The sequence below is a fragment of the Streptomyces sp. NPDC051561 genome (assembly GCF_044454195.1).
In the GTDB taxonomy this organism is placed as follows: domain Bacteria; phylum Actinomycetota; class Actinomycetes; order Streptomycetales; family Streptomycetaceae; genus Streptomyces.
In genome coordinates, this window is sequence record NZ_JBITDM010000001.1 from 497,531 (window position 1) to 517,790 (window position 20,260).

The 20,260-nt window shown below is 70.0% G+C and carries 19 protein-coding genes; 9 read left to right on the forward strand and 10 right to left on the reverse strand.

The genetic code is table 11. The annotated features are described in order from the left end of the window. Positions 1–9: 9 nt before the first annotated feature. From ACIA73_RS02190 to ACIA73_RS02200, 3 genes are all read right to left on the reverse strand, one after another. A complete protein-coding gene (locus ACIA73_RS02190) occupies positions 10–756 on the reverse strand; it encodes a flavodoxin (protein WP_399436317.1) in 747 nt (248 codons plus the stop codon). Between the two features lie 113 nt (positions 757–869). Beyond that, the gene (locus ACIA73_RS02195; RefSeq protein ID WP_399436318.1) at positions 870–1,721 is read right to left on the reverse strand and encodes an aldo/keto reductase; all 852 of its coding nucleotides are present in this window, start codon (positions 1,719–1,721) and stop codon (positions 870–872) included. Positions 1,722–1,958: 237 nt separating this feature from the next. After that, positions 1,959–2,936: an aldo/keto reductase gene (locus ACIA73_RS02200; RefSeq protein WP_399436319.1), complete on the reverse strand. Its 978-nt coding sequence runs from the start codon at positions 2,934–2,936 to the stop codon at positions 1,959–1,961. A 214-nt stretch (positions 2,937–3,150) separates the two neighbouring features. Between ACIA73_RS02200 and ACIA73_RS02205 the strand changes: the two genes are divergently transcribed. After that, positions 3,151–4,047 carry a helix-turn-helix transcriptional regulator gene (locus ACIA73_RS02205; protein ID WP_399436320.1) on the forward strand — a complete coding sequence of 299 codons (897 nt, stop codon included), beginning with the start codon at positions 3,151–3,153 and terminating at the stop codon, positions 4,045–4,047. 49 nt (positions 4,048–4,096) lie between these two features. Here the strand turns inward: ACIA73_RS02205 and ACIA73_RS02210 are convergent, their stop codons facing one another. After that, entirely contained in the window at positions 4,097–4,657 is a 561-nt protein-coding gene (locus tag ACIA73_RS02210; RefSeq protein ID WP_399436321.1) for a GrpB family protein, read from the reverse strand. A gap of 142 nt (positions 4,658–4,799) precedes the next feature. Between ACIA73_RS02210 and ACIA73_RS02215 the strand changes: the two genes are divergently transcribed. From ACIA73_RS02215 to ACIA73_RS02230, 4 genes are all read left to right on the forward strand, one after another. Next, positions 4,800–5,411 carry a DUF998 domain-containing protein gene (locus ACIA73_RS02215; RefSeq protein WP_399436322.1) on the forward strand — a complete coding sequence of 204 codons (612 nt, stop codon included), beginning with the start codon at positions 4,800–4,802 and terminating at the stop codon, positions 5,409–5,411. A 134-nt stretch (positions 5,412–5,545) separates the two neighbouring features. Beyond that, positions 5,546–5,875: an ArsR/SmtB family transcription factor gene (locus ACIA73_RS02220; protein WP_399436323.1), complete on the forward strand. Its 330-nt coding sequence runs from the start codon at positions 5,546–5,548 to the stop codon at positions 5,873–5,875. Next, positions 5,872–6,141 carry a hypothetical protein gene (locus ACIA73_RS02225; RefSeq protein ID WP_399436324.1) on the forward strand — a complete coding sequence of 90 codons (270 nt, stop codon included), beginning with the start codon at positions 5,872–5,874 and terminating at the stop codon, positions 6,139–6,141. The genes ACIA73_RS02220 and ACIA73_RS02225 overlap by 4 nt, the downstream gene beginning before the upstream one ends. Before the next feature lie 172 nt (positions 6,142–6,313). Continuing rightward, positions 6,314–8,611 (forward strand): MMPL family transporter, encoded by a 2,298-nt coding sequence (locus ACIA73_RS02230; protein ID WP_399436325.1) that lies wholly within the window; start codon positions 6,314–6,316, stop codon positions 8,609–8,611. Between the two features lie 224 nt (positions 8,612–8,835). On the opposite strand, the gene ACIA73_RS02235 is transcribed toward ACIA73_RS02230, so the two are convergent. The 4 genes from ACIA73_RS02235 to ACIA73_RS02250 all read right to left on the reverse strand — a co-directional run bounded on the left by ACIA73_RS02235 (position 8,836) and on the right by ACIA73_RS02250 (position 13,795). Next, complete coding sequence (locus ACIA73_RS02235) at positions 8,836–9,144, reverse strand: DUF5133 domain-containing protein (protein ID WP_399436326.1); 309 nt, start codon at positions 9,142–9,144, stop codon at positions 8,836–8,838. A gap of 224 nt (positions 9,145–9,368) precedes the next feature. Continuing rightward, positions 9,369–10,250, reverse strand: a complete 882-nt coding sequence (locus ACIA73_RS02240) for a SigB/SigF/SigG family RNA polymerase sigma factor (RefSeq protein WP_399436327.1) — start codon at positions 10,248–10,250, stop codon at positions 9,369–9,371. A gap of 170 nt (positions 10,251–10,420) precedes the next feature. Further along, positions 10,421–12,415 (reverse strand): discoidin domain-containing protein, encoded by a 1,995-nt coding sequence (locus ACIA73_RS02245; protein WP_399436328.1) that lies wholly within the window; start codon positions 12,413–12,415, stop codon positions 10,421–10,423. Between the two features lie 228 nt (positions 12,416–12,643). Beyond that, positions 12,644–13,795: an ROK family protein gene (locus ACIA73_RS02250; RefSeq protein WP_399436329.1), complete on the reverse strand. Its 1,152-nt coding sequence runs from the start codon at positions 13,793–13,795 to the stop codon at positions 12,644–12,646. A gap of 89 nt (positions 13,796–13,884) precedes the next feature. Here ACIA73_RS02250 and ACIA73_RS02255 point away from each other — a divergent pair, with 89 nt between their 5' ends. The 4 genes from ACIA73_RS02255 to ACIA73_RS02270 all read left to right on the forward strand — a co-directional run bounded on the left by ACIA73_RS02255 (position 13,885) and on the right by ACIA73_RS02270 (position 18,548). Then, a complete protein-coding gene (locus tag ACIA73_RS02255; RefSeq protein ID WP_399436330.1) occupies positions 13,885–15,159 on the forward strand; it encodes a Gfo/Idh/MocA family protein in 1,275 nt (424 codons plus the stop codon). 143 nt (positions 15,160–15,302) lie between these two features. Beyond that, positions 15,303–16,574, forward strand: a complete 1,272-nt coding sequence (locus ACIA73_RS02260; RefSeq protein ID WP_399436331.1) for an ABC transporter substrate-binding protein — start codon at positions 15,303–15,305, stop codon at positions 16,572–16,574. Between the two features lie 4 nt (positions 16,575–16,578). Beyond that, positions 16,579–17,577: a carbohydrate ABC transporter permease gene (locus ACIA73_RS02265; protein ID WP_399436332.1), complete on the forward strand. Its 999-nt coding sequence runs from the start codon at positions 16,579–16,581 to the stop codon at positions 17,575–17,577. Continuing rightward, positions 17,574–18,548: a carbohydrate ABC transporter permease gene (locus tag ACIA73_RS02270; protein WP_399436333.1), complete on the forward strand. Its 975-nt coding sequence runs from the start codon at positions 17,574–17,576 to the stop codon at positions 18,546–18,548. The genes ACIA73_RS02265 and ACIA73_RS02270 overlap by 4 nt, the downstream gene beginning before the upstream one ends. 63 nt (positions 18,549–18,611) lie before the next feature. On the opposite strand, the gene ACIA73_RS02275 is transcribed toward ACIA73_RS02270, so the two are convergent. Continuing rightward, on the reverse strand, positions 18,612–19,601 hold the full coding sequence (locus tag ACIA73_RS02275; protein WP_399436334.1) for a hypothetical protein: 990 nt from the start codon (positions 19,599–19,601) through the stop codon (positions 18,612–18,614). Further along, positions 19,598–20,248 (reverse strand): PadR family transcriptional regulator, encoded by a 651-nt coding sequence (locus ACIA73_RS02280; RefSeq protein WP_399436335.1) that lies wholly within the window; start codon positions 20,246–20,248, stop codon positions 19,598–19,600. The genes ACIA73_RS02275 and ACIA73_RS02280 overlap by 4 nt, the downstream gene beginning before the upstream one ends. Between the last annotated feature and the right edge of the window lie 12 nt (positions 20,249–20,260).

The following is a 20,260-nucleotide window of genomic DNA, read 5'->3' on the forward strand; positions in this document are numbered from 1 at the left end:
CGGGGCAGGTCACCGGATGGGCAGTCCGACGCGTCGCAGCCATGCCTCGATCGCGGTGTCGGCGTCCTTGACCTCTTCGCCGCGTACCGCGAGGCCCTCGGCGAGGGTCGCTCCGGGGCAGGAGGCGGCGTAGTCGCGTTCGGTGGTGCCCAGGCCGCTCATGGCGTAGGTGGTGACCGGGTGGACGGTCTTGCCCCGGAAGTCGAGGGCTTCGGTGAACGTCGTCATGATCATGGGTGCCCGGACGTTCCAGACGGGGCCGGCCAGGAGGATCGTGTCGTAGCCGTCGAGGGAGGGCAGGCGGCCCTCGATGGCCGGTCGGGCGTCGGTGTCCTGCTCGCGCACGTTGCGCCTGACGGTCGCGTCGTAGTCGCGCGGATAGGGGTCGGCGGCCCGGATCCGGTAGGTGTCGCAGGCGGTACGGCCGGCGATCTTCTCGGCGAGCACCTCGGTGTTGCCGACCTTCAGGTCGGTGCGCCCGCCGTAGTAGTAGTTCTCGCCGGGACGGGAGAAGTAGGCCAACAGCGTTCGTTTCAACGGGCCTTTGCCCGCCGTGGCGGACGGGGAGAGGGCTGGGGAGCCGCTGGGCGGCGTGGGGGACGGTGAGCAGGCGGCCAGGTGGGAAGCGCTCAGCACGGCGGCTGCTGTCGGCAGCGCGCCGCGCAGGACGGTGCGCCGGCTCGGCAGGACGGTGCGCCGATTCGGCAGGACGGTGCGCCGGCTCGGCAGGGCGGCATGGTGCTGTGGCGTGATCATGGTGGACGGCTCCCGGTGCGCTGTGAAGGGTGCGGGGCCGGGAGGGTGCCCCTGACCTCAGGGGCACCCTCGGCCGTACATGCGGGCGTCGTGCTTCATCGGGGCGTCGTGCTTCAGCTGTCCACGCGGCGCCCGGCGAGCCAGGTGACCATCTCGGGGTCGTGGTGGTCGAAGAACAGGGAGCCGCCGGTGTCGAGGGTGGCGACCTGCGCCATCTGCTCCTCGGTGAGCTCGAAGTCGAAGACGTCGAGGTTCTCGGCCATGCGCTCGGCCCGCACCGACTTCGGGATGGCGATGACGCCGCGCTGCGTGAGCCAGCGCAGCACGACCTGGGCGACGGACTTGCCGTACTCCTTGCCGATCCCGGCGAGCAGCGGGTTGGTGAACAGGTCGTTCTTGCCTTCGGCGAACCCGCCCCAGGACTGGATCTGCACGCCGTGCTCACGCATGAGGTCCTGGTAGTCGGCGCGCTGGAAGAAGGGGTGGGTCTCGATCTGGTTGATCTGCGGGGTGATCTCGTTGTTGACGATCAGGTCGATCAGCCGGTCGGGGTAGAAGTTGGCGACGCCGATCGCCTTGGCCGTGCCCTCGCGGTTGAGTGCCTCCATGGCGCGCCACTGGCCGTAGACGTCGCCGAAGGGCTGGTGCATCAGGTACAGGTCGAGGTGGTCCAGGCCCAGCTTGGTCAGGGACGTCTCGAACGCGCGGCGGGTGTTGTCCTGGGCGGGGGCGTCCTGGACCCACAGCTTGGTGGTGACGAACAGTTCCTCGCGCGGGATGCCGCTGGAGGCGAGGGCGCGGCCCACGGCTTCTTCGTTGCCGTAGGCGGCGGCGGTGTCCAGCAGGCGGTAACCGGCGGCCAGCGCCTCGGAGACGGCGCGCTCGGTGTCCTCGGTGGGGATCTGGTAGACGCCGAAGCCGAGGAGCGGCATTTCGACGCCGTTGTTCAGGGTGACGGTCTGCATGAGCGGGATGTCCTTCGCTGTACGGGTGGGGGCAGGGGGGCAGGGGCGGGGGGTGCGGATGGTCAGGGGCAGGTGGTCAGGGGCGGGGGAGTATGACGGCCTCGATGGCCTTGTCCGGGCCGGCGGGCGGCTCGCGGACGTCACCGGCTCCGTACATCACTGCCGCACGCATCAGGGGTTACTGCTCCGAACGGGGTCGTGACCGGGTCGTACCGGGGACGTACCGCAGGCCGCGTGTCAGCGTTCGAGCATCCGGGCCTGGGCCTCGGTGTGGGTGTCGCCCGCGGCGGGCGGCAGGCTGGAGAGCCGGTCGAGCTGCTCGGCGGTGAGCGTGACCGTGTCGGCGGCGGTGTTCTCCTCGACCCGGCTGACCCGCTTGGTGCCGGGGATCGGCGCGATGTCGTCGCCCTGGGCGAGCAGCCAGGCCAGCGCCACCTGACCGGGCGTGGCACCGGCCTCGTCGGCCAGCGCCTTGACCTCGTCGGCCAGCGCCAGGTTGCGCCGGAAGTTCTCGCCCGTGAAGCGCGGGTTGTCGCGGCGGAAGTCGTTCTCGTCGAACTGGTCGGTGGAGCGCACGGTGCCGGTCAGGACGCCACGGCCCAGCGGGGAGAACGGCACCAGACCGATGTTCAGCTCCCGCAGGACGGGGAGCACGCGCTCCTCGATTCCGCGGGTGAACAGGGAGTACTCGGACTGGACCGCGCTGACCGGCTGAACGGCGTGGGCCCGGCGGATGGTGTCCGGACCTGCCTCGGAGAGCCCGAAGGCTCGGACCTTGCCCTCGGCGATCAGTTCGCCCACGGCGCCGGCGGTCTCCTCGATCGGCGTGTTCGGATCGACGCGGTGCTGGTAGTACAGGTCGATGTGGTCGGTGCCCAGCCGCTTCAGGGAGCCCTCGACCGCCGTACGGATGTTGGCCGGGCCGGAGTCCAGGTTCCAGGGGCCGTCGCCGCCGTGCGAGACCAGGCCGAACTTGGTGGCCAGCACCACCTTGTCCCGGCGGCCCTTCAGCGCCCGGCCGAGCAGCTCCTCGTTGGTGTACGGGCCGTAGATCTCGGCGGTGTCGATCAGCGTGACGCCCAGTTCCAGGGCTCGGTGCACGGTCCTGATCGACTCCGCGTCATCGGTGCCCGAGCCGGTGTAGCCGTGGGACATGCCCATGGCGCCCAGCCCGATCCGGGAAACCTCCAGGTCACGCAGCTTGATGTACCGCATCTCGCCCTCTTCCGATCAGGTGTCGCCCGGTCTCCCACCCTGGCCCGGCCCGGCAGGCCGTGCCCGTCGAAGTCCGGGCCGCGCGGGAGGCCGGCGTCTTCCTCATTCACCTTCGCGCGGATTGCCCGGGTGTGGCAGGGCGGGCTCTTCAGGGGTAATGACAGGGCCCCCCTCCCGCCTGCGGCGCGGCTGCCTGCCGGGTGAGACTGGAGTCATGGCATCCCAGAGCGCGAACAGCGAGGGCGCCGAGCTGGGCCGCTACCTGCGCGCCCGCCGCACCCAGACCCGTCCCGAGCACGTCGGCCTCACCGTCGGCGCCGGCGTCCGCCGCACCCCCGGCCTGCGCCGCGAGGAGCTGGCCACCCTCTCGGGGATCAGCATCGACTACTACGTACGCCTGGAACGCGGCAAGGAGACCCGCCCCAGTCCCGCCGTACTGGACTCCCTCGCCCGCGCCCTGCACATGGACGACCAGGAACACCAGCACCTGCGCGAGCTCGCCGCCCGGGCCGCCCGCTACGCCCCCGAACCGCCGCCGGCCCCCAGCCGCACCGTGCGCCCCCACCTGAAACTGCTGCTGGAGTCGCTGCGCCCCAACCCCGCCTACGTCATCAGCCGCAGCATGGACATGCTGGCCTGGAACCCCGGCGGCCTCGCCCTGTACGCGGGACTGGAGGACTGGCCCGCCAAACACCGCAACCTGGCCCGCTACCTCTTCCTCCACCCGGCCTCGCGCGACCTGTTCCCCGACTGGGACCGCCAGATCACCGCGTGCGTCGCCCGCCTCCGTGCCATCGCCGGTACCGCTCCTGACGCCCCGGACCTGACCAACCTGGTCGGCGAGCTCCTCCTCAAGAGCCCCGACTTCGCCCGGCTGTGGGAACGCTACGAGGTCACGGGCCGCAAGCCCGCCCAGAAGGCCTTCCGCCACCCCCGCGTCGGCGCCGTCACGCTCACCGCCCAGTCCATGCAGCTGGAAGGCACCCCCGGACAGCGCATCGGCGTCTACACCGCCGAACCCGGCACCCCCGACCACGACGCGCTGCTCCTGCTCGACATGACCGCGCCCGCAGCCGCACCCCACCGGGACGTCCCGCACGCATCACCCTGACCGTCGTTTCCGCAAGCGGAGTCCTTCAAGGTCCTTCAAGCGGGGTCCTTCACGCCGTCGGGCGCCACCCCACCTCCCCCGCCCACCGCTCCGCCGCGATCAGCAGGATGTCGGTGGCCGGGGCCTTGGTCCGGCCGTAGGAGGCGAGGTCGGGGGTGATGCGGGCAAGGCGTTGTTTGAAGGTGCCCCAGGCGTCTCTCGCGGTGGCATCCGCGCGCAGATAGTCGCGGAAGAGCAGGGCGAAGCGGGTGTTGGGCCGCCCGGTCTCGCGAATGTGGACGTTGCAGCGGCGGAAGCCGGCCGGTGGCGCGAAGACGAGCTTGCGGCAGAGGTGCCCGGCGGAGGTCTCCTCCTGGTTCCACGGCTCGGGCCGCCGCCGGAATCCGATCCCGCCGAGAGCGGCCTCCACCGAGGGCCCCAACTCCCCCTGCTGCAAACGCACTTGAACGTCGATGCAGTCCTTGGCGGGGAGCCCGGGAACCGAGGTGGACCCGATGTGGTCGATCGCCAGGGCCGTACCGCCCAGGCCCCCCAGCGGCAGGGCCAGTCGCTCGAACTCCTCCGGCCAGGAAGGGCAATAGGCGACCCACGGATACCGAGCTCGGCTCATCGGCGAAGGGCATGGGCCCCAGTATGCGAGCGGGGCCATCGGGCGGGTAGAGCCGGATCCGGCCCCACACCCGCCCCCAACGCTCACCCCATCTCGTCAACTAAGGTTGACACTACTCATCCCGTCAACCAATATTGACACCATGCCTTCCCTCCTCCTCGCCTGCGGGGTGGCCGCAGGCCCCCTCTTCACCACCACCTACCTCCTCACCGGCGCCGCGCGCAGGAACTACGACTCCCTCCGCCACCCCGTCAGTTCACTCGCCCTCGGCGGCCACCTCGGACGGCTCCAGACCACCAACTTCATCTGCGCCGCCCTCCTCTCCCTGGCCTTCGCCGCCGGCCTGTGGCAGGAGGGACCCTCCCGCTGGGGCGCCCTGCTGATCGGCGCCTGGGGCCTCGGCCTCCTCGGCGCGGGCCTCTTCCGAACCGACCCGGTGTGCGGCTACCCCCTCGGCACCCCCGACCAGCCCGGCCACCCCACCCGCACCGGCGCCCTGCACGACGCGTCCTCCGTCCTCGCGTTCCTCGCCCTCACGGCAGCCTGCTTCGTCCTCGCTCCGTCCAACTCCCCTGCGTTGAACGCCTATTCACTCGCCACTGGCGCGCTCTTCCCCGCCACCATGGCCCTGTCGAACGTCGCCTTCGCCCCCTCCCCCCACCTGTCCGGCCTCGGCGGCCTGATCCAGCGCGTCTCCCTCACCCTCGGCTGGGCATGGATGACCCTGCTCGCCGTGCACACGATGAACTCCTGATCACTCCTCACAGAGGAGGACCGGACCCGAAGACGCACCTCCGGGCAGCAACTGACCAATACATAGGGGGTACTTGCACGCGACAGTGATCTCAGGCACCTGCTAACGTTTCCTTGCATGTGCTGGAAGTCGACATGAAGGACCCCGCGCCGACGGGCAACGACCTGGTGCGGGTGCTGGCCACCCTGTCCAATCCGCACCGCTTGCGGGTCGTCGCCGCTCTCGCGGGCGGGCGCAACTATGTGAGCCGGCTGGCGCGTGAGCTGGACATCAGCCGGGCCCTGCTCCAGATCCATCTCAAGAAGCTGGAGGCGGCCGGATTGGTCTCCTCGCAGCTGGAGCTGTCCCCGGACGGCAAGGCCCTGAAGTACTACGAGGTGAGCCCTTTCTCGGTCCACCTGACACCGGAGCACATCGCCGGCGCCGTACAGACGCTGAACATCGAGAAGGAGTCACTGGGTTGAACGAGCACGAGTGGCAGGAAGTCATAGGGGTCATCGGCATCTTCGTCCTGCTCACCGGCGTTGCCATCACGACCATCTGGCAGGTGGCCATCAGCTGGCGGGCCAAGGCCCAGCTGTCCCGCGAGAAGGAGTACAGGGAGCTCGTCGAAGCAGCCGTGACGGGGCAGCAGAAGATCGAGCGGCAGTTGGCCGAGATCGGTGGCCGGGTCGAGGATCTGCTGAGCCGTACGGACTCGATCGAAAAGGTCCTCAAGGACGTCGAATAGGAGCCTGAATCCAACCCCGGGGCACAGGCCCGCCATCCACCGTAATCCCCGGAAACAGAAGCGTCCGGGCCGTCGAGCGGCAACTCAACGGCCCGGACCACGGGGAGCCGAACCACCTCGCCGAGGCGAGTTTTGCGCAGGAACACTCCACCAGGTCAGAGGAGAGCAGCTCATGCTGCCCAGAAGCAAGTCCGTCTCCGGATCCACCCCCCAGTCCACTCCCGATTCCGCCCCCATGCCCGGAGGGCCGGGCGACACCGGTTTACCGCTCGGCAACGCCCCTGCCGGTACCCCGCGCCCCGGCGTGATCGCCGCCCTCGCGGGGTGGTCCGCCCGGCACCGCACCCTGGCGATCACCGGCTGGCTCACCCTCGTCGTCCTCGCCGTGCTCTGCGGAACCCTCGCCACGGGTGACGCCGCCCGGGCCGTCGATCCCGGCGAATCGGGCCGCGCCCAACAGCTGCTGGACGCGCAGGACAGTGACGGCTCCATCCCGGAGAATGTTCTGATTCAACCTCAAGACCCTTCAGACACAGGGCAGTTCACAGGCAACCCCGAATTGCGAGCCGCCACCCAGCACCTCGTGACCGCGCTGCGCCAGGCACCGGGCGCGATACGTGAGGTCGGCTCCCCACTGGAGGAGCACGGTGAGCGCCGGGTGTCCGAGGACGGCCGCTCCGGGCTGGTCACCGTCTCGGTGCCCGGCCCCGACGACCGGTACGAGGCGCACTACGCGGCCGTGGTGAAGGCCATCGAGCAGGTGCGGCGGGACCACCCCCGGGTACGGCTCTCCCAGGCGGGCGACCGCAGCCTCTCCGAAGCGGTCAACGAGGAGATCAAGGACGACCTCACTCGCGCCGAGACGACCTCACTGCCGCTCACCCTCCTCATTCTGCTGGCCGTCTTCGGGTCGCTGATCGCCGCGGGAATCCCGCTGCTGCTGGCTGCGACAACGGTGGCCGCCACCTTCGGCCTGCTTCAACTGGTGGGCCAGTGGGTGCCGTTCAACAGCGCGGCCTCGGCCATCGTGCTGCTGATCGGGGTGGCCGTGGGCATCGACTACTCACTGTTCTACCTCCGACGGGTACGGGAGGAACGCGCCGCCGGACACCCACTGCGCGACGCGCTCCGGATCACCGCACGCACCTCCGGGCATGCCGTCGTGGCGTCCGGCCTGACCGTGATGATCTGCATGACCGGTCTGCTGTTCACCGGTGTGGACGTCTTCAAGGGGCTCACCGTCGGCACGGTCCTGGTGGTCGGCCTCGCGGTGCTCGGATCGGTGACGGTGCTGCCCGCGCTGCTCGCCGCGCTCGGGGAGCGGATGGACGGGGGGCGCATCCCCTGGCTCGGCAGGCGCAGGATCGTACCGAAGGATTCCCGGTTCTGGGGGCGGGTGGCGGGGGCCGTGGTCCGGCGGCCGGTGCGGACGGGGGCGGTGGCCGCCGCGGCTCTGGTGGTCGTGGCACTGCCCGCGTTCGGACTCCGGTTGCAGGATGCGGCGGTGACGGCCAGTCTGCCGCCGGGAGTCTCGGCCGCGGTGGATGCGGCGAGCGCGATGCAGCAGGAGTTCCCGGGGGCGGCGACCGCGGCCCGCGTGGTCATCAGCCGCACGGACGGCTCGCCGGCCGACACCCCCGAGGTGCGCAGGGCCGTCGAGGCACTGCACGGACAGGCCGCCGGCAGTGGCGGCGCGCTCCGGGAGCCGATCACGGCCGAGCCGGTCGGCGGAGTGATGGTGGTACGGGTTCCCCTGGCGGGCGCCGTCACCGACCCGGTGGCGAACCAGGCCCTCAAGACCCTGCGCGAGCAGGCCCTGCCCGCCGTGCTCGGCTCGGTGCAGGGCGTCGAGCACGCCGTGTCGGGCAAGACCGCCATTCCCCACGACTTCGCGGAACAGGTGAACAGCCGGACCCCGGCCGTCTTCGCCTTCGTCCTCGGGCTCGCGTTCCTGCTGCTCGCCGTGACATTCCGCTCGTGGACCATTCCGCTGGTGTCGATCCTGCTCAATCTGCTGTCCATCGGCGCCGCGTACGGGGCGTTGGCCCGGGTCTTCCAGGACGGTCATCTGGAATCCCTGCTGAACTTCAACTCCTATGGTGGCGTTGTCAGTTGGTTGCCACTCTTCATGTTCATCATCCTGTTCGGACTGAGCATGGACTACCACATCTTCATCCTCGGCCGGATCAGGGAACGGTGGCTCGCGGGCGCCGAGCCACACCGAGCGGTGGTCGAGGGCGTCGCCGCGAGCGCGGGAGTGGTGAGCAGCGCGGCGCTCATCATGACCGGAGTCTTCACGGTCTTCCTCACCCTGTCCGCCATCGAGTACAAGATGCTGGGCCTCGGAATGGCCCTGGCCATCCTGATCGACGCCACCGTCGTACGAGGCGTACTGCTGCCGGCCGCAATGTCCCTCCTCGGAGAGAGGGCCTGGGCAGCGCCGCGCCACCTCCCCCCGCGTCGGCCGTAGACCAGCGCTCTGCGATGTGCGCTGCCGGAGCGCCGGGATTGGCACCCCGCACCCCGCACCACGCCGCTCGGCCGGCCGACGCCCGCGCTGCCGTGGGCGTCGGCCGGGCACGCCGTGGTGCCGAGGGCGCTCGTGGTGGCACGTACGGCGGTCGGAGCCCTGGACCTGCGCCGACGGCACCTGGCGACCACCACCCCATGATGAACAGTGAGGAGTGGAGGGGCTCAGGCGGCCAGATCCGCCTGGGCCTGCTCCTGGACGGCGGCCGGCTCGACCGCGTTCCGCTCCATCGTCTCCCGGGTCCCCGCCTCCTGCTCCTGCGCCGCCCGCGCGCAGCAGGTTCGTGCCAGCAAGTTGTCCGCCGCCGCGAGGGCCGCGTCGATTCTGGACGTCGAGGTCGTCACACAGAGGGTGTACGAGACGTCCTCAAGGGCGCGTCGCGTCGTGTCGCTCGGCCTGCGGGCATGGGCGAGTCTCGTCTCCGCGTAACGGGCGAGGAGTTCGCGCAGCACCTTGGGGTCGGGCACCAGCATGGCGGGGGTCCTCCTTCAACTATTTGGTTTTCGTCTCTTGTTCGGTCCCGGCCGGTCTCGGCCTGGGAAGCTGGTGTGCTTCTCGTGATTGTCCTGTGAACAGCGCATGCCCATGCGTCACGTGGTGCACACCGGCTCTTTTGCGCCAATTTCGTCACAGGAACGGGCGCGAGAAGATCCGGGGGCATCCGGGAACACGGGGATGCGTGCCCGGGCGCGGGCTCTCAGGCGGTCGAGAGCATCCCCGTGCGCAGGGTGCCCAGGATCCGGGTCAGCAGGCGGGAGACCTGCATCTGAGAGATGCCGAGGGCGTCGCCGATCTCGGACTGGGTGAGCTCCTGGCCGAAGCGCATCGACAGGATGTGACGGTCGCGGTCGCTGAGCGAGTCCAGCAGCGGGGCGAGGGTGTGCAGGTCCTCGAAGAGCTCCATGTTGGGGTCACAGGCGCCGAAGAAGTCGGCGTACGAGACGGGGGACTTGGCGTTGTTGTCGCTGCCGGTCTCGGCGGGCAGGTCCAGGGAGCCCGCCGTGTAGCCGTTGGCGGCGACCAGGCCGTCGGTGACCTCGGCCTCGGTCAGCTCCAGGAGTTCGGCGAGCTCGGCGACGGTGGGGTCGCGGTCGAGCACGGTCGCCAGCTGCTCCTTGGCCTTGGCCAGTTCGGTACGCAGTTCCTGGAGCCGGCGCGGCACGTGCACCGCCCAGGTGGTGTCCCGGAAGAACCGCTTGATCTCCCCGGTGATGTACGGAATCGCGAAGGAGGTGAACTCCACCTCACGCGTCAGGTCGAACCGGTCGATCGCCTTGATCAGCCCGATGGTGCCGACCTGGATGATGTCCTCCAGGTCACCGCTGCCCCGGTTGCGGAAGCGCCGCGCCGCGAACTTCACCAGCGAAAGGTTCATCTCTATCAGCGTGTTGCGCGCGTACTGGTGCTCGTGGGTGCCCTCCTGAAGTTCCTGGAGCCGGTCGAGGAAGAGCCTGGAGAGCTCGCGGGCGTCCCGGGGGGCGACAGCGGTCGGGTCCGCGATACGCGGCAGCTCCGTCTCGGTCGGCTCCGCCAGGGGGGCGGTCGCGGTCGCGGACGTGGCTACGGTGGCTGACAGCATCGCGGTTCCTCCTTGGGAGCACGGTGTCCGTGCACGGCACAGTTGCGTACCCGCCCCAGCCTTGCCCGGGAACACGCGTTCACTCCCTGAGAGCGAGACCTTTTTTCGAGAAGTGCGCGTACGGGGTTTCGGGACGGGGCCGGCAGCAACGGCGGAGGGGGCGGAACGGGTCAGGCGACCGTCAGTTCGTTCAGGGCGACATTCCCCCACTGGGTGTTGGCCGCCTTGACCACCAGGCGCAGCTGGGAGGTGGTGACGGGGGCGGGGAGGGTGATCGTGCGGCGTTCGACCGTGGAGGTGTTGCTGCTCCAGGCGAGCGTCGCGTCGGTGACCCTGGTGGTCCAGGCGGTGCCGTCCCAGGTCTGTACGTCGACCTTGGTGAAGCCCTGACCCTGGCCGAAGTGGGTGGCCAGGGTGACGGAGTTGAGGGCGCGCGGGGTGCGGAGGTCGAGGGTGACCGTGCCCGGGAGGACCGCCGGGTCCTTGCTGCCCCAGCTGGTGGACTCCTTGCCGTCGACGATCGCGGAGATCGCTCCTTGGCCGGTGCCCAGGGTGGTGGTGGCGACCGGGGCGCCCTGGCTGCCGGGCGCGGCCTGGACGGCGCCGAGGTCGGCGGGCGTGATGGCCGGGAGTGCGGTGCCGAGGATGTCGCGGCCGCCGTTGCCCGGGATCGGGAGCGCGGCGGCAATGGCGGCCGAGCCGGACAGCGGGCGGTAGCCGGTGAGGTCGGTGCGGGAGGTGGCGGTGCCCGGGGCGGTCAGCTTGGGGGCTCCGGTGAGGGCGGCGGTGTCCGGGGGGACGGGACCGCCCGCGTAGAGGTTGTTGCGGTAGGTGACGCCTGCGGTGTCGTAGGGCAGGGCGGCCTGATTGACGATCAGGTTGTTGCGGAAGGTGACGTTCTTCGGGTTGTGGTAGACCTGCGCGATCTTGTAGAGGGGGCGGGCGGAGGTAGAGGTCGGAGCGACGTAGATGGTGTTGTGGTAGATGTCCACGCCGTCGGTGTTGGTCGAGAAGGTGAAGATCTCGTTGCCGTCGTGCTGGCTGATGTTGTAGCGGATGACGGCGCTGGCGGGGGCGGTGCCGAGCGAGACGGAGATGAAGAAGCCGCCGCCGTTGTCGTGGCTGTAGTTGTACTGGATCAGGCTGTCGTGGCTGGAGGCGTCCGCGTCGAAGGCGGTGCAGTCCAGGCCCCGGCCGCCGAACCGCGCCCCGTACACCTCGTTGAACTGCACGGTCGTGCGGTCGGCGCCGGACCACCAGATGCCGACGTTGGTGGTCGTGGAGGTGGGGCGGGCCACGGTGTTGTACTCGATGAGGGTGTCGGCGACCTGGTTGGGGTTGATGCCGCCGGAGCCGACGTCGTGGACGTAGTTGTTGCGGATGACGAGGCCGGTGCTGGGGGTGAAGGGGCCGTACTCGGTCGTGGGGATGTTGAGCTCGCCCCAGAGCTCGTTCCAGCCTTCGCGGCGCATCCAGGTGGACCAGGTGGTGATGCCGTAGGCCTTGGTGTCGGCGATCTCGTTGTTCTCGATGAGCATGCCGGTGAAGTAGGTGGGGGTGGTGTTGCCCCGGACGTTGACCAGGATGCCGGCCGAGCCGATGTTGCCCTTGCCGACCTGGGCTATGCCGTCCATGCCGTGGATGTAGAGGTTGCGCAGGGTGATGCCGGGGACGGGGCCGATGTCCTTGGCGCGGACCTCTACGCCGGTGCGCCAGGTGGTGCCGCCGGTGCCGTTGGTGATTTCGAGGCCGTCGAGGGTCCAGTGGGAGAGGTTTTCGAGGAGGACGGTGGAGGGGACGGTGGCGTTTCCGGCGAGGAGGGGTTTGGTGCCGGTGCCGTAGGAGGTGACGGTGATGGGGGCGGCCTGGGTGCCGGAGCCCTTGGGGGCGAGTTGGCCGGGGTAGGTGCGGTTGGCGGCGAGGCGGAGGGTGTCGCCGGGCTGGAAGGTGTGCTGGTTGGCGCGGGGGAGGGTGCGCCAGGGGGTGGTGGGGGTGGTGCCGTTGGCGGTGTCGTTGCCGGATTGGGGGTCCAGGTAGTACGTCGTGCCGGCGGCAGTGGTGGTGGGTGCGGGGTGGGTGGTCGTTGCGGCGGAGGCTGTTCCTGGGGCGGCGAGGGCGAGGGTGGCGCCGACGGTGGTGGTGAGGAAGGTGCGTCTGGTGGGCATCGGGGCTCCTTGGGAGGGGGTGGGGATACGGGGTCGGGGTGGGACGGGGCGGGTGGGGTGCGACTCCGTCGGGGGCCGCCCCCTTGCCCGCCCGTTCCGCCCCCGGGGGGCGGCCCCGCCGCCCAAGCGGGCTGAGGCAATGGGGGGCAGGGGAGCCCCCGCCGCCCAAGCGGGGCAGTGGGAGATTGCCAAACTCCTTGGATATATGGCGGGTTGAGGGGGCTTTCGTCAAGGGGTCGGGCGCGGGAGGGGTGTGTCGATGTCGTAGAGGGTGGCGTTGAAGTGGTTCAGGGCGTGGCGGACCGCGCCCAGGGCCACCGCTCGTTCGCCGAGGGTGGAGATGGCCAGCTCCGGTGGTTCCAGGCAGAGCGGGTCGAGGTGGCGGCGGAGGGGTTCGAGGAGTACGTCGCCGGAGCGGGAGAGGCCACCGCCGACCACGACCAGCTCGGGGTCGACGGTCAGGACCAGCGCGGCGATTCCCTCGGCCAGGTCGTGCGCGTACTGCTCAACGGCCCAGCGGGCGGCCGGATCCCCGTCCCTGGCCCGCCCGAAGACATGCTCCGCCACCTCCTGCGGCAGCGTCCCCGGCGGCAGTCCCGGGCAGCCGGCCAGGTGCGAGGGCGCCCGGTGCCAGCCGACCAGCGGCAGTGCGCCTATCTCCCCCGCGGCCCCGCGCCGCCCCCGGTGCATGCGCCCGTCGAGCAGCATCCCAGCGCCGGTCCGCACCCCGGACAGCACGAACACCAGATCCGTGACGCCCTGCGCGAGCCCGTTCCAGCTCTCCGCCAGCGCCGCGAGATTGCAGTCGTTCTCCACCAGTACGGGACACCGGAAGGCCTCGCCCAGCTCCGCCGCGAGGTCCACCCCCACCCAGTCCGGCAGCCCGACGCAGAGCCGCACCACCCCCTCCGCCGTGACCACGCCCGTGGTCCCCACGCAGACGGCCGCGACCTCACCGGCCGCCAACCCGGCCTGCTTCAGGGCCTCTTCGACCACCGCCCGGGTGCCGGCCAGCCGCTCGGCCCGCCCGCAGTCGGCGGCCACCGGGCGGGTACAGGCGGTCACCACCGTGCCGTCCAGGGCGGCGACGGTGGCACGCACGCTGTACGAGCCGATGTCGACACCGAGCACATGACTGCCGGCGGCATGGAAGGCCACCAGCCGCGCCGGTCGCCCCATCTGCCCGGTTTCGGGCGGGAGTTCCTTGAGCCAGCCCGTCACCAGCAGCTCCTCCACCAGGCTCTCCACGGTGGGCCGGGACAGGCCCGCCCGCCGGGACAGCTCGGTCAGGCTGGTCGGCCCGCCGTCACGCACCGTGCGCAACGTGGTGACCAGGTTGATCCGGCGCAGGCGTGAGGTGTCGCCCCCATGCTGTGTCAAAACGTCACCACGGTTTCCCTTGACAGAGTCTGAACAGACAAATAAAAACAGTCTTCATTAGTAACTGGCAAGCAAGTCAAGGGATTTCCATGGTCACTCTCGCCGTCATCGGTGCGGGGCTGCGCGGACAGTGTTATGCCCGCCGCGCCCTGGAGACCGGGCGTGCCCGGGTCGTCGCGGTGGCCGAACCGGACCCGGACCGCCGCCGTGCGATGGCCGAGGAGCACGGCGTACCGGCGGAGCACACCTTCGCCGACTGGCGCGAGCTGCTCGCCCAGGATCGCCTCGCGGACGCCGCGATCGTCGCCACCCAGGACCGAATGCACCGTGAACCAGCGGTCAGAGCAGCGGAGTTGGGATACGACATCCTCCTCGAAAAGCCGATGGCGCACCGCGAGGAGGAGGCGCGCGCCATCGCCGAGGCGGCCGAGCGGCACGGCGTACTGCTCGCCGTCTGCCATGTCATGCGCTACACCCCGTACACCGCCGCCCTCAAGGAAATCGTCGACGGCGGCCGGATCGGCACGGTGGTGAACATCCAGCATCTGGAGCAGATCGGCTGGTGGCACCAGGCGCACTCCTTCGTGCGCGGCAACTGGCGCCGGGAGGACGAGTCGGCGCCGATGCTGCTGGCCAAGGCCTGTCACGACCTCGACTGGATCACGTACATCAAGGGAGAACTGCCCACGCGCGTCAGCTCGTTCGGCGCGCTCATCCATTTCCGTCCCGAGCAACGGCCCGAAGGTGCCGGCGACACCTGTGTGACCTGCCCGGTCGAGCGCAGCTGCGCCTACTCCGCCAAGCGGATCTATCTGGACTGCCTGGGAGACGAGGAGAAGGAGTTCTGGCCGCTGTCGGCCGTCACCGGCGCCCGCACCGAGGCGGGCGTGCTCGCCGCGCTGACGGAGGGCCCCTACGGCCGGTGCGCGTTCGCCGGCGGGAACGACGTGCTGGACAACCAGGTGGTGAGCCTGGAGTTCGCCGACGGCACGAACGCGACCTGCACGGTCACCGCGTTCGCCGCCCTGGAACACCGCAAGACGCGGGTCTTCGGCACTCTCGGATCGATCGAGGGCGACGGGGTGACCCTGCGCGTGCACGACTTCCTCACGGACACGGTGTCGGTCGTGGAGACCGGCGCCGGCGCGGACGCCTCGGCGGCGGCCGGACACGGCGGCGGGGACGTGACCATGTTCGACGCGTTCGTGGACGCCGTCGGAAAGCAGGATCCCTCCCTGGTGCTGACCAGCGGCTACGAGAGCCTCGCCACGCACCGTGTGGTCTGGGCGGCCGAACGGGCCCGGCGTACCGGCTCGGTGGTCACGCTGGACCCGGCCGTCGCACCGCGCACCCCGGCGACGTAAGAGCCCGTACCTGAACCCTTCGCACCACTGCGGCGTCCGCGACTCCGCCGCGCCCCGGCACCGACGCAAGACCCGCACCGACGCAAGACCCGCACTGACGCAAGACCTTGACCTCCCGAAGACGTGACGAAAGGCAGTTCACCATGCGCAAGTTGACGGCCGCACTGACCGTGGGCGCACTAGCCCTGACCGTGGGCGCGTGCGGGAAGAAGAACGGTGGCGGGGACAGCGCCGCCGCCGGCAAGGAGCTGGTGTACCGCTCCTCGTGGGGCGCGGACGAGCCGCAGGGCAAGGCCATCAAGGCGCTCTTCGACGACTTCGCCAAGGAGACCGGGACCAAGGTCGATGTGAAGTTCGTGGGGCGCAAGGGCAATGACAACCTGGCCACCGAAATGGCCGCCGGTCAGGGCCCGGACCTGTTCGACACCTCCACCGACACCATCGACAGGTTCGCCGCGCAGAATCTGGCCGCGCCGCTGGACGACGTACTGAAGAAGCGGGTCCCCGGGGAGGGCATGCCGGTCTCCGAGGTGCTGTCGAAGGCGGTGCGGGGTGCGTCCAGCACGGACAAGGGGCTGGCCTTCGTCCCGCACACGGTGATCTCCACGGCGGTGTGGTTCGACGCGGCCAAGCACCCGGTGAAGACGCCAAAAACGTGGGAGGACTTCGTCGCGTACCTGAAGGAGGCGAAGAAGGCCGGGCGTACCCCGATCGGCCAGGACGGCACGATCAACTTCTACAACGTGTACTGGTTCTACAGCGCACTGGTCCGGGCGAACGGCGAGGGAAGCATGAAGGCGCTCGCCACCGACCCGGCGGCCTGGGACCGGCCCGAAGTGCTTGAGGCGGCGAAGAAGGTGGAGCAGCTCGCCGCCGGCGGCTACTTCCAGAAGGACTTCATGGCCACCAAGTTCCCTGCCGCGCAAGATGGTTGGGCCCAGGGCGAGTACGACCTGAACATCAACGGAACCTGGCTGGCCGGCGAGACCAAGCCCAAGCTGGCCGCCGACGCCAAGGTGACCTCGTTCCAGCTGCCGGTGGGCGGCAAGGACTCGGTGGAGGTCGGCACGCTCGGCTGGGGCGTGAACGCCAAGGGGCACAACCCGGAGGTGGCGAAGGAGTTCCTGGCCTTCGCGCTGAAGAAGAAGTACGCCCGGGCCATGTCGGAGGGCGCGCTGAGCATCCCCGCGCGCGGCGACGTCCCCGCCCCGGCGCACCTGGCCGGGATACAGCAGGACGTGGCCGGGGCGAAGGCCACGCACCGGACGTACGACGCGGCGGCCAGTGACGCGAAGTGGTGGAACGACGTGTTCCTGCCGATCGACGACAAGCTGGTCTCGGGGAAGTCGGACGCGGCGGCGTTCGTCAAGGACGCCAAGGCCGCGACGGCCGCGTACCTGAAGAACAAGAGCTGACGCGATGGGGAACAGCACACTCGCCCCCGGGGTGAGGGGGCAGGCGGGCCCGGCATCCGGGGCCGCACCCGGTGACCCGTACGGGAAGAGCCCGTACAAGAAGAGGAAGGGCACGCTCCGGCCCGCCCGCGAGCGCGCCTTCTGGCCCTTCCTGCTCCCCGCCCTGCTCGGCTACAGCCTGCTCTTCGTGCTGCCCGCGCTCTACGGCTTCTGGGTGAGCCTCAACAAGTGGGCGGGTCCGGGCTCCGAGATGGAGTGGAAGGGGGCGGCGAACTACACCGCGCTGCTCAACAACGACGCCTTCCGCACCTCCTTCGTCAACACCTTCGTGCTGGCGCTGGCGGGCGGGGTCGCGGTCTTCGGCTTCACCTTCCTGTCGATGGTGGTGCTGCGGCAGGCGAAGGGCCGGGGGTTCATCCGCTCGGTGGTCTTCCTCCCCATGATCATTTCGCTGATCGCGGTGGGCGCGGCCATCGGCTTCCTGCTCAACCCGGGCGGCGCGGTCAACTCAGTCTTCGGCTGGCTGGGTCTGGATCCGCAGCCGTGGCTCGGCCCGGACATGGTGTTCCGGTGCGTGATCGGCGGTCTCGTCTGGTCCAGCACGGGCTTCTATGTGGCGCTGATGATGTCGGCGGCGGACTCCATTCCGCCGTACCTCTACGAGGACGCGAAGCTGATCGGCGCGACCAAGTGGGAGCAGTTCCGCTATATCACCCTGCCGCTGACCTGGGATGTCTTCGCGGTGTGCGCGGTGCTGTGGGTGGTCAACAGTCTGAAGGTGTTCGAGATCGTGATCGCCTTCACCACGGCGGGCACCCCGGGCAGCCCGCCGCTCCAGGCGCGGACGGTGGCGGTGCAGCAGTTCCTGTCGGTGACCAACAACGGCGGGGCGCCGGAGCTGGGTTCGGGGGCTGCGATGGGCGTGTTCGTGCTGATCGTGACGGCGGTGCTGGTGTGGCTGACCCGTCGTATCACCCGTCGTGAGCAAGTGGAGCTGTCGTGAGTACGGAAACCGTGGAAAGCAGTGGGGGCAGGAGTACGGGTGGTGGCGGAGGTACGAGTGGGGGTGAAGGTACCGGCGGTGCCAGGGGTACGTCCGTCTGGGCGCCCCGCCGGCTGTTCGGCGACCGTCTCGTCCCCGGGGCCACTTCGCTCGCCCTCTGGGCCTGGGTCGCCTTCAATCTCGCCCTGGTCGGCTGGATCGGCGTGCAGTCGCTGAAGGAGTCGGGCGAGGTCTGGCTCTCCCCCTTCGGGCTACCGGACAGCCCGCAGTGGAGCAACTACTCCACGGCGTGGAAGGCGGCCGGCTTCTCCTCCGCCGCGCTCACCAGCACCCTCCTCACCCTGGCCGGCTCCCTGCTGATCGTGGGTCTGGCCGCCCCCGCCGCGTACGTCCTGGCCCGCTCGACCCGGCGGGTGGCAGGCCCGCTGACCGGGTACTTCGCGATGGGCATGAGCATTCCGCTGCAGACCGTCATCATCCCGATCGTCGTCATCAAGCTCTCGGTGAGCAGCTTCATGATCGACTGGGTGACGGGCTGGTGGGACAACCGGATCACCCTGCTCGTCTTCCAGGTCGTCCTCTCCCTCCCCTTCACGGTCTTCGTCCTGACGGGCTATCTGCGCTCGCTGCCGCGCGAGATCGAGGAAGCCGCCGAACTCGACGGCGCGGGCCCGCTGCGCGCCTTCGTCCAGGTGATCCTGCCGATCGCCAAGCCCGCCATGACCACGGTCCTGGTCCTCAATGTGATCGGCCTCTGGAACGAGACCCTCCTCGCCCTCCTCATCACCCCGCTCCCGGAGGAACGGACTCTGCCCGCGGCCCTGTTGAGCCTCTACGGCAGCATGCAGTACAGCTCCGACTGGGGTGCCCTCTTCGCGGGCATCACGATCTTGGTATACCCGATGATCGTGTTGTACCTGTGGCTGGGGAGGCGCATCGTGGAAGGCATGACCGCGGGGATCGGGAAGTAGCACGAGGAGAGGGAACGGTGGTGCGACCTGCGGGGGGACTGATCTCGCACACCTCAACCCACCTCACGTCACATGCTGTTGGACGAGCGCACGCAAGGTCTCGAAGGCGGGCTTGGGGGTGTAGTCGTCGGTGGTGAGGCCGAACTGGTGGAAGAGGCCGGGGTTGGCGCTGTCGGCGTCGCGCAGGGCGAAGTGGGTGTAGCCGCTCAGGTTGAGTTCCTCGGCGTGCGCCGCGACCGTGTTGACCACGGTGCCGACGACCTCGGCCTGGCGGTCCGGGGTGCGGTCGGGGCCGGTGGGCCAGCCGTGTTCGGTGAGGTGCAGGGGGAGGTGGCCCAGACCGGCCGGGGCGAGCACGGCGTCACGGTGGTGGCGGAGGAGTCCTTCGATGCCGGACGCGAGGTCGGCGGGGGGTACGGGGTGGAAGACGTCGGGGAAGAAGTCCAGCCCCACGTAGTCGAGTTGCGTGATGAAGCCGGGGCCGCCGAGGGTGGTCAGTTCGGTGGCGAAAGCGGTGGCCGGGCCGAAGAGGACCGTGGTGTTGAAGCCGACGCGCAGGTGAGTGAGGCCGAGTTCGCGGGCGTGTGACCTGGCTGCCGCGACCCCCTGGACGATCGCTTCCAGGACCCGGGGGTAGTGCCCGTCGAGGGTGGGGTTGCCAGTGACGTTGGGCTCTTCCGTCACTTGGAGGGTGTCCATGAACTCGCCGTACTGGGTGATGAGTTGGCGCAGGAAGGCGCAGTAGCCGGCTACGTTCCCGGCGGCCGACCGGTACTGGGCCACCAGGTCCAGGCGGCGCCCTTCGACCGCGTACTGTGCCGCGTCGGCCGGGGTCGCGGTCGGGTGCGGCCCGTCGGGCGGGGTGGTGTCGTCGAAGCCGACGTACGCGCGCACCAGGAAGGGGTGGCCGGGGCGGCCCTGCAACCGGTTCAGCGCTTCGGTGACCCGGGCCGGGTCGTCGGGCGGTCCACCGGCCAGGCCTCCGGCGTCGTCACCGGTGACCCCGCCGGGGTAGATGCCGAAGAGCAGTCCCGCGCCGGATGTCGTCGTCACGCCTTGGTCTCCTTCTTCTCTGTCCGCTCTGCCGGTGCGGTGGTGCCGGGCGCTGTGGCGGTGTCGGCCGGTGCGGTGGTGGCGGGCCAGGGCAGTGCTCCGGTGCGGATGTCGTCGGCGACCGACCCGATCCAGGCGAGTTCCGCGCGGGCCTGGCCCAGGGCGTACTCGGCCTCGATGACGTACAGCCGGGGCACCCCTCCCGCGAGGGCGTCCGCGAGACGCTTCTCGTCGTCTTCGGTACGCCGCCGGAGGCGCTCGCCGCGCTCGGCGAGGGCCGCGATCGCGCCGTCGGGGCCGAGGGCGCCGAGGTAGGAGACGGCGCCGAGGAACGCGGAGAACTCCCGCTCGGGGTTACGGATGTGGGAGTCGAGCCGGCGCACCAGCTCCGTGCGCCCCGCCGGGGTGAGTCCGTACACGGTCCGCTCGGGGCGGTTGCCCGCGCGCTCCTGCCCCTCGGCGGCCACCCATCCGGCCCCGGTCATCGCGGCGACGGTGTTGTAGAGGGTGCCACGGGTCATCGCCGCCGCGTGGCTGTCGCTGCGCTTCCGCAGCTCGGACAGCATGTGGTACGGGTGCATGGGTTGCTCGACGAGCAGGCCGAGCACGGCGAGGACGATCGGGTTGTCCAGGGCTCTACGTGGCATGGCCGAACTCTA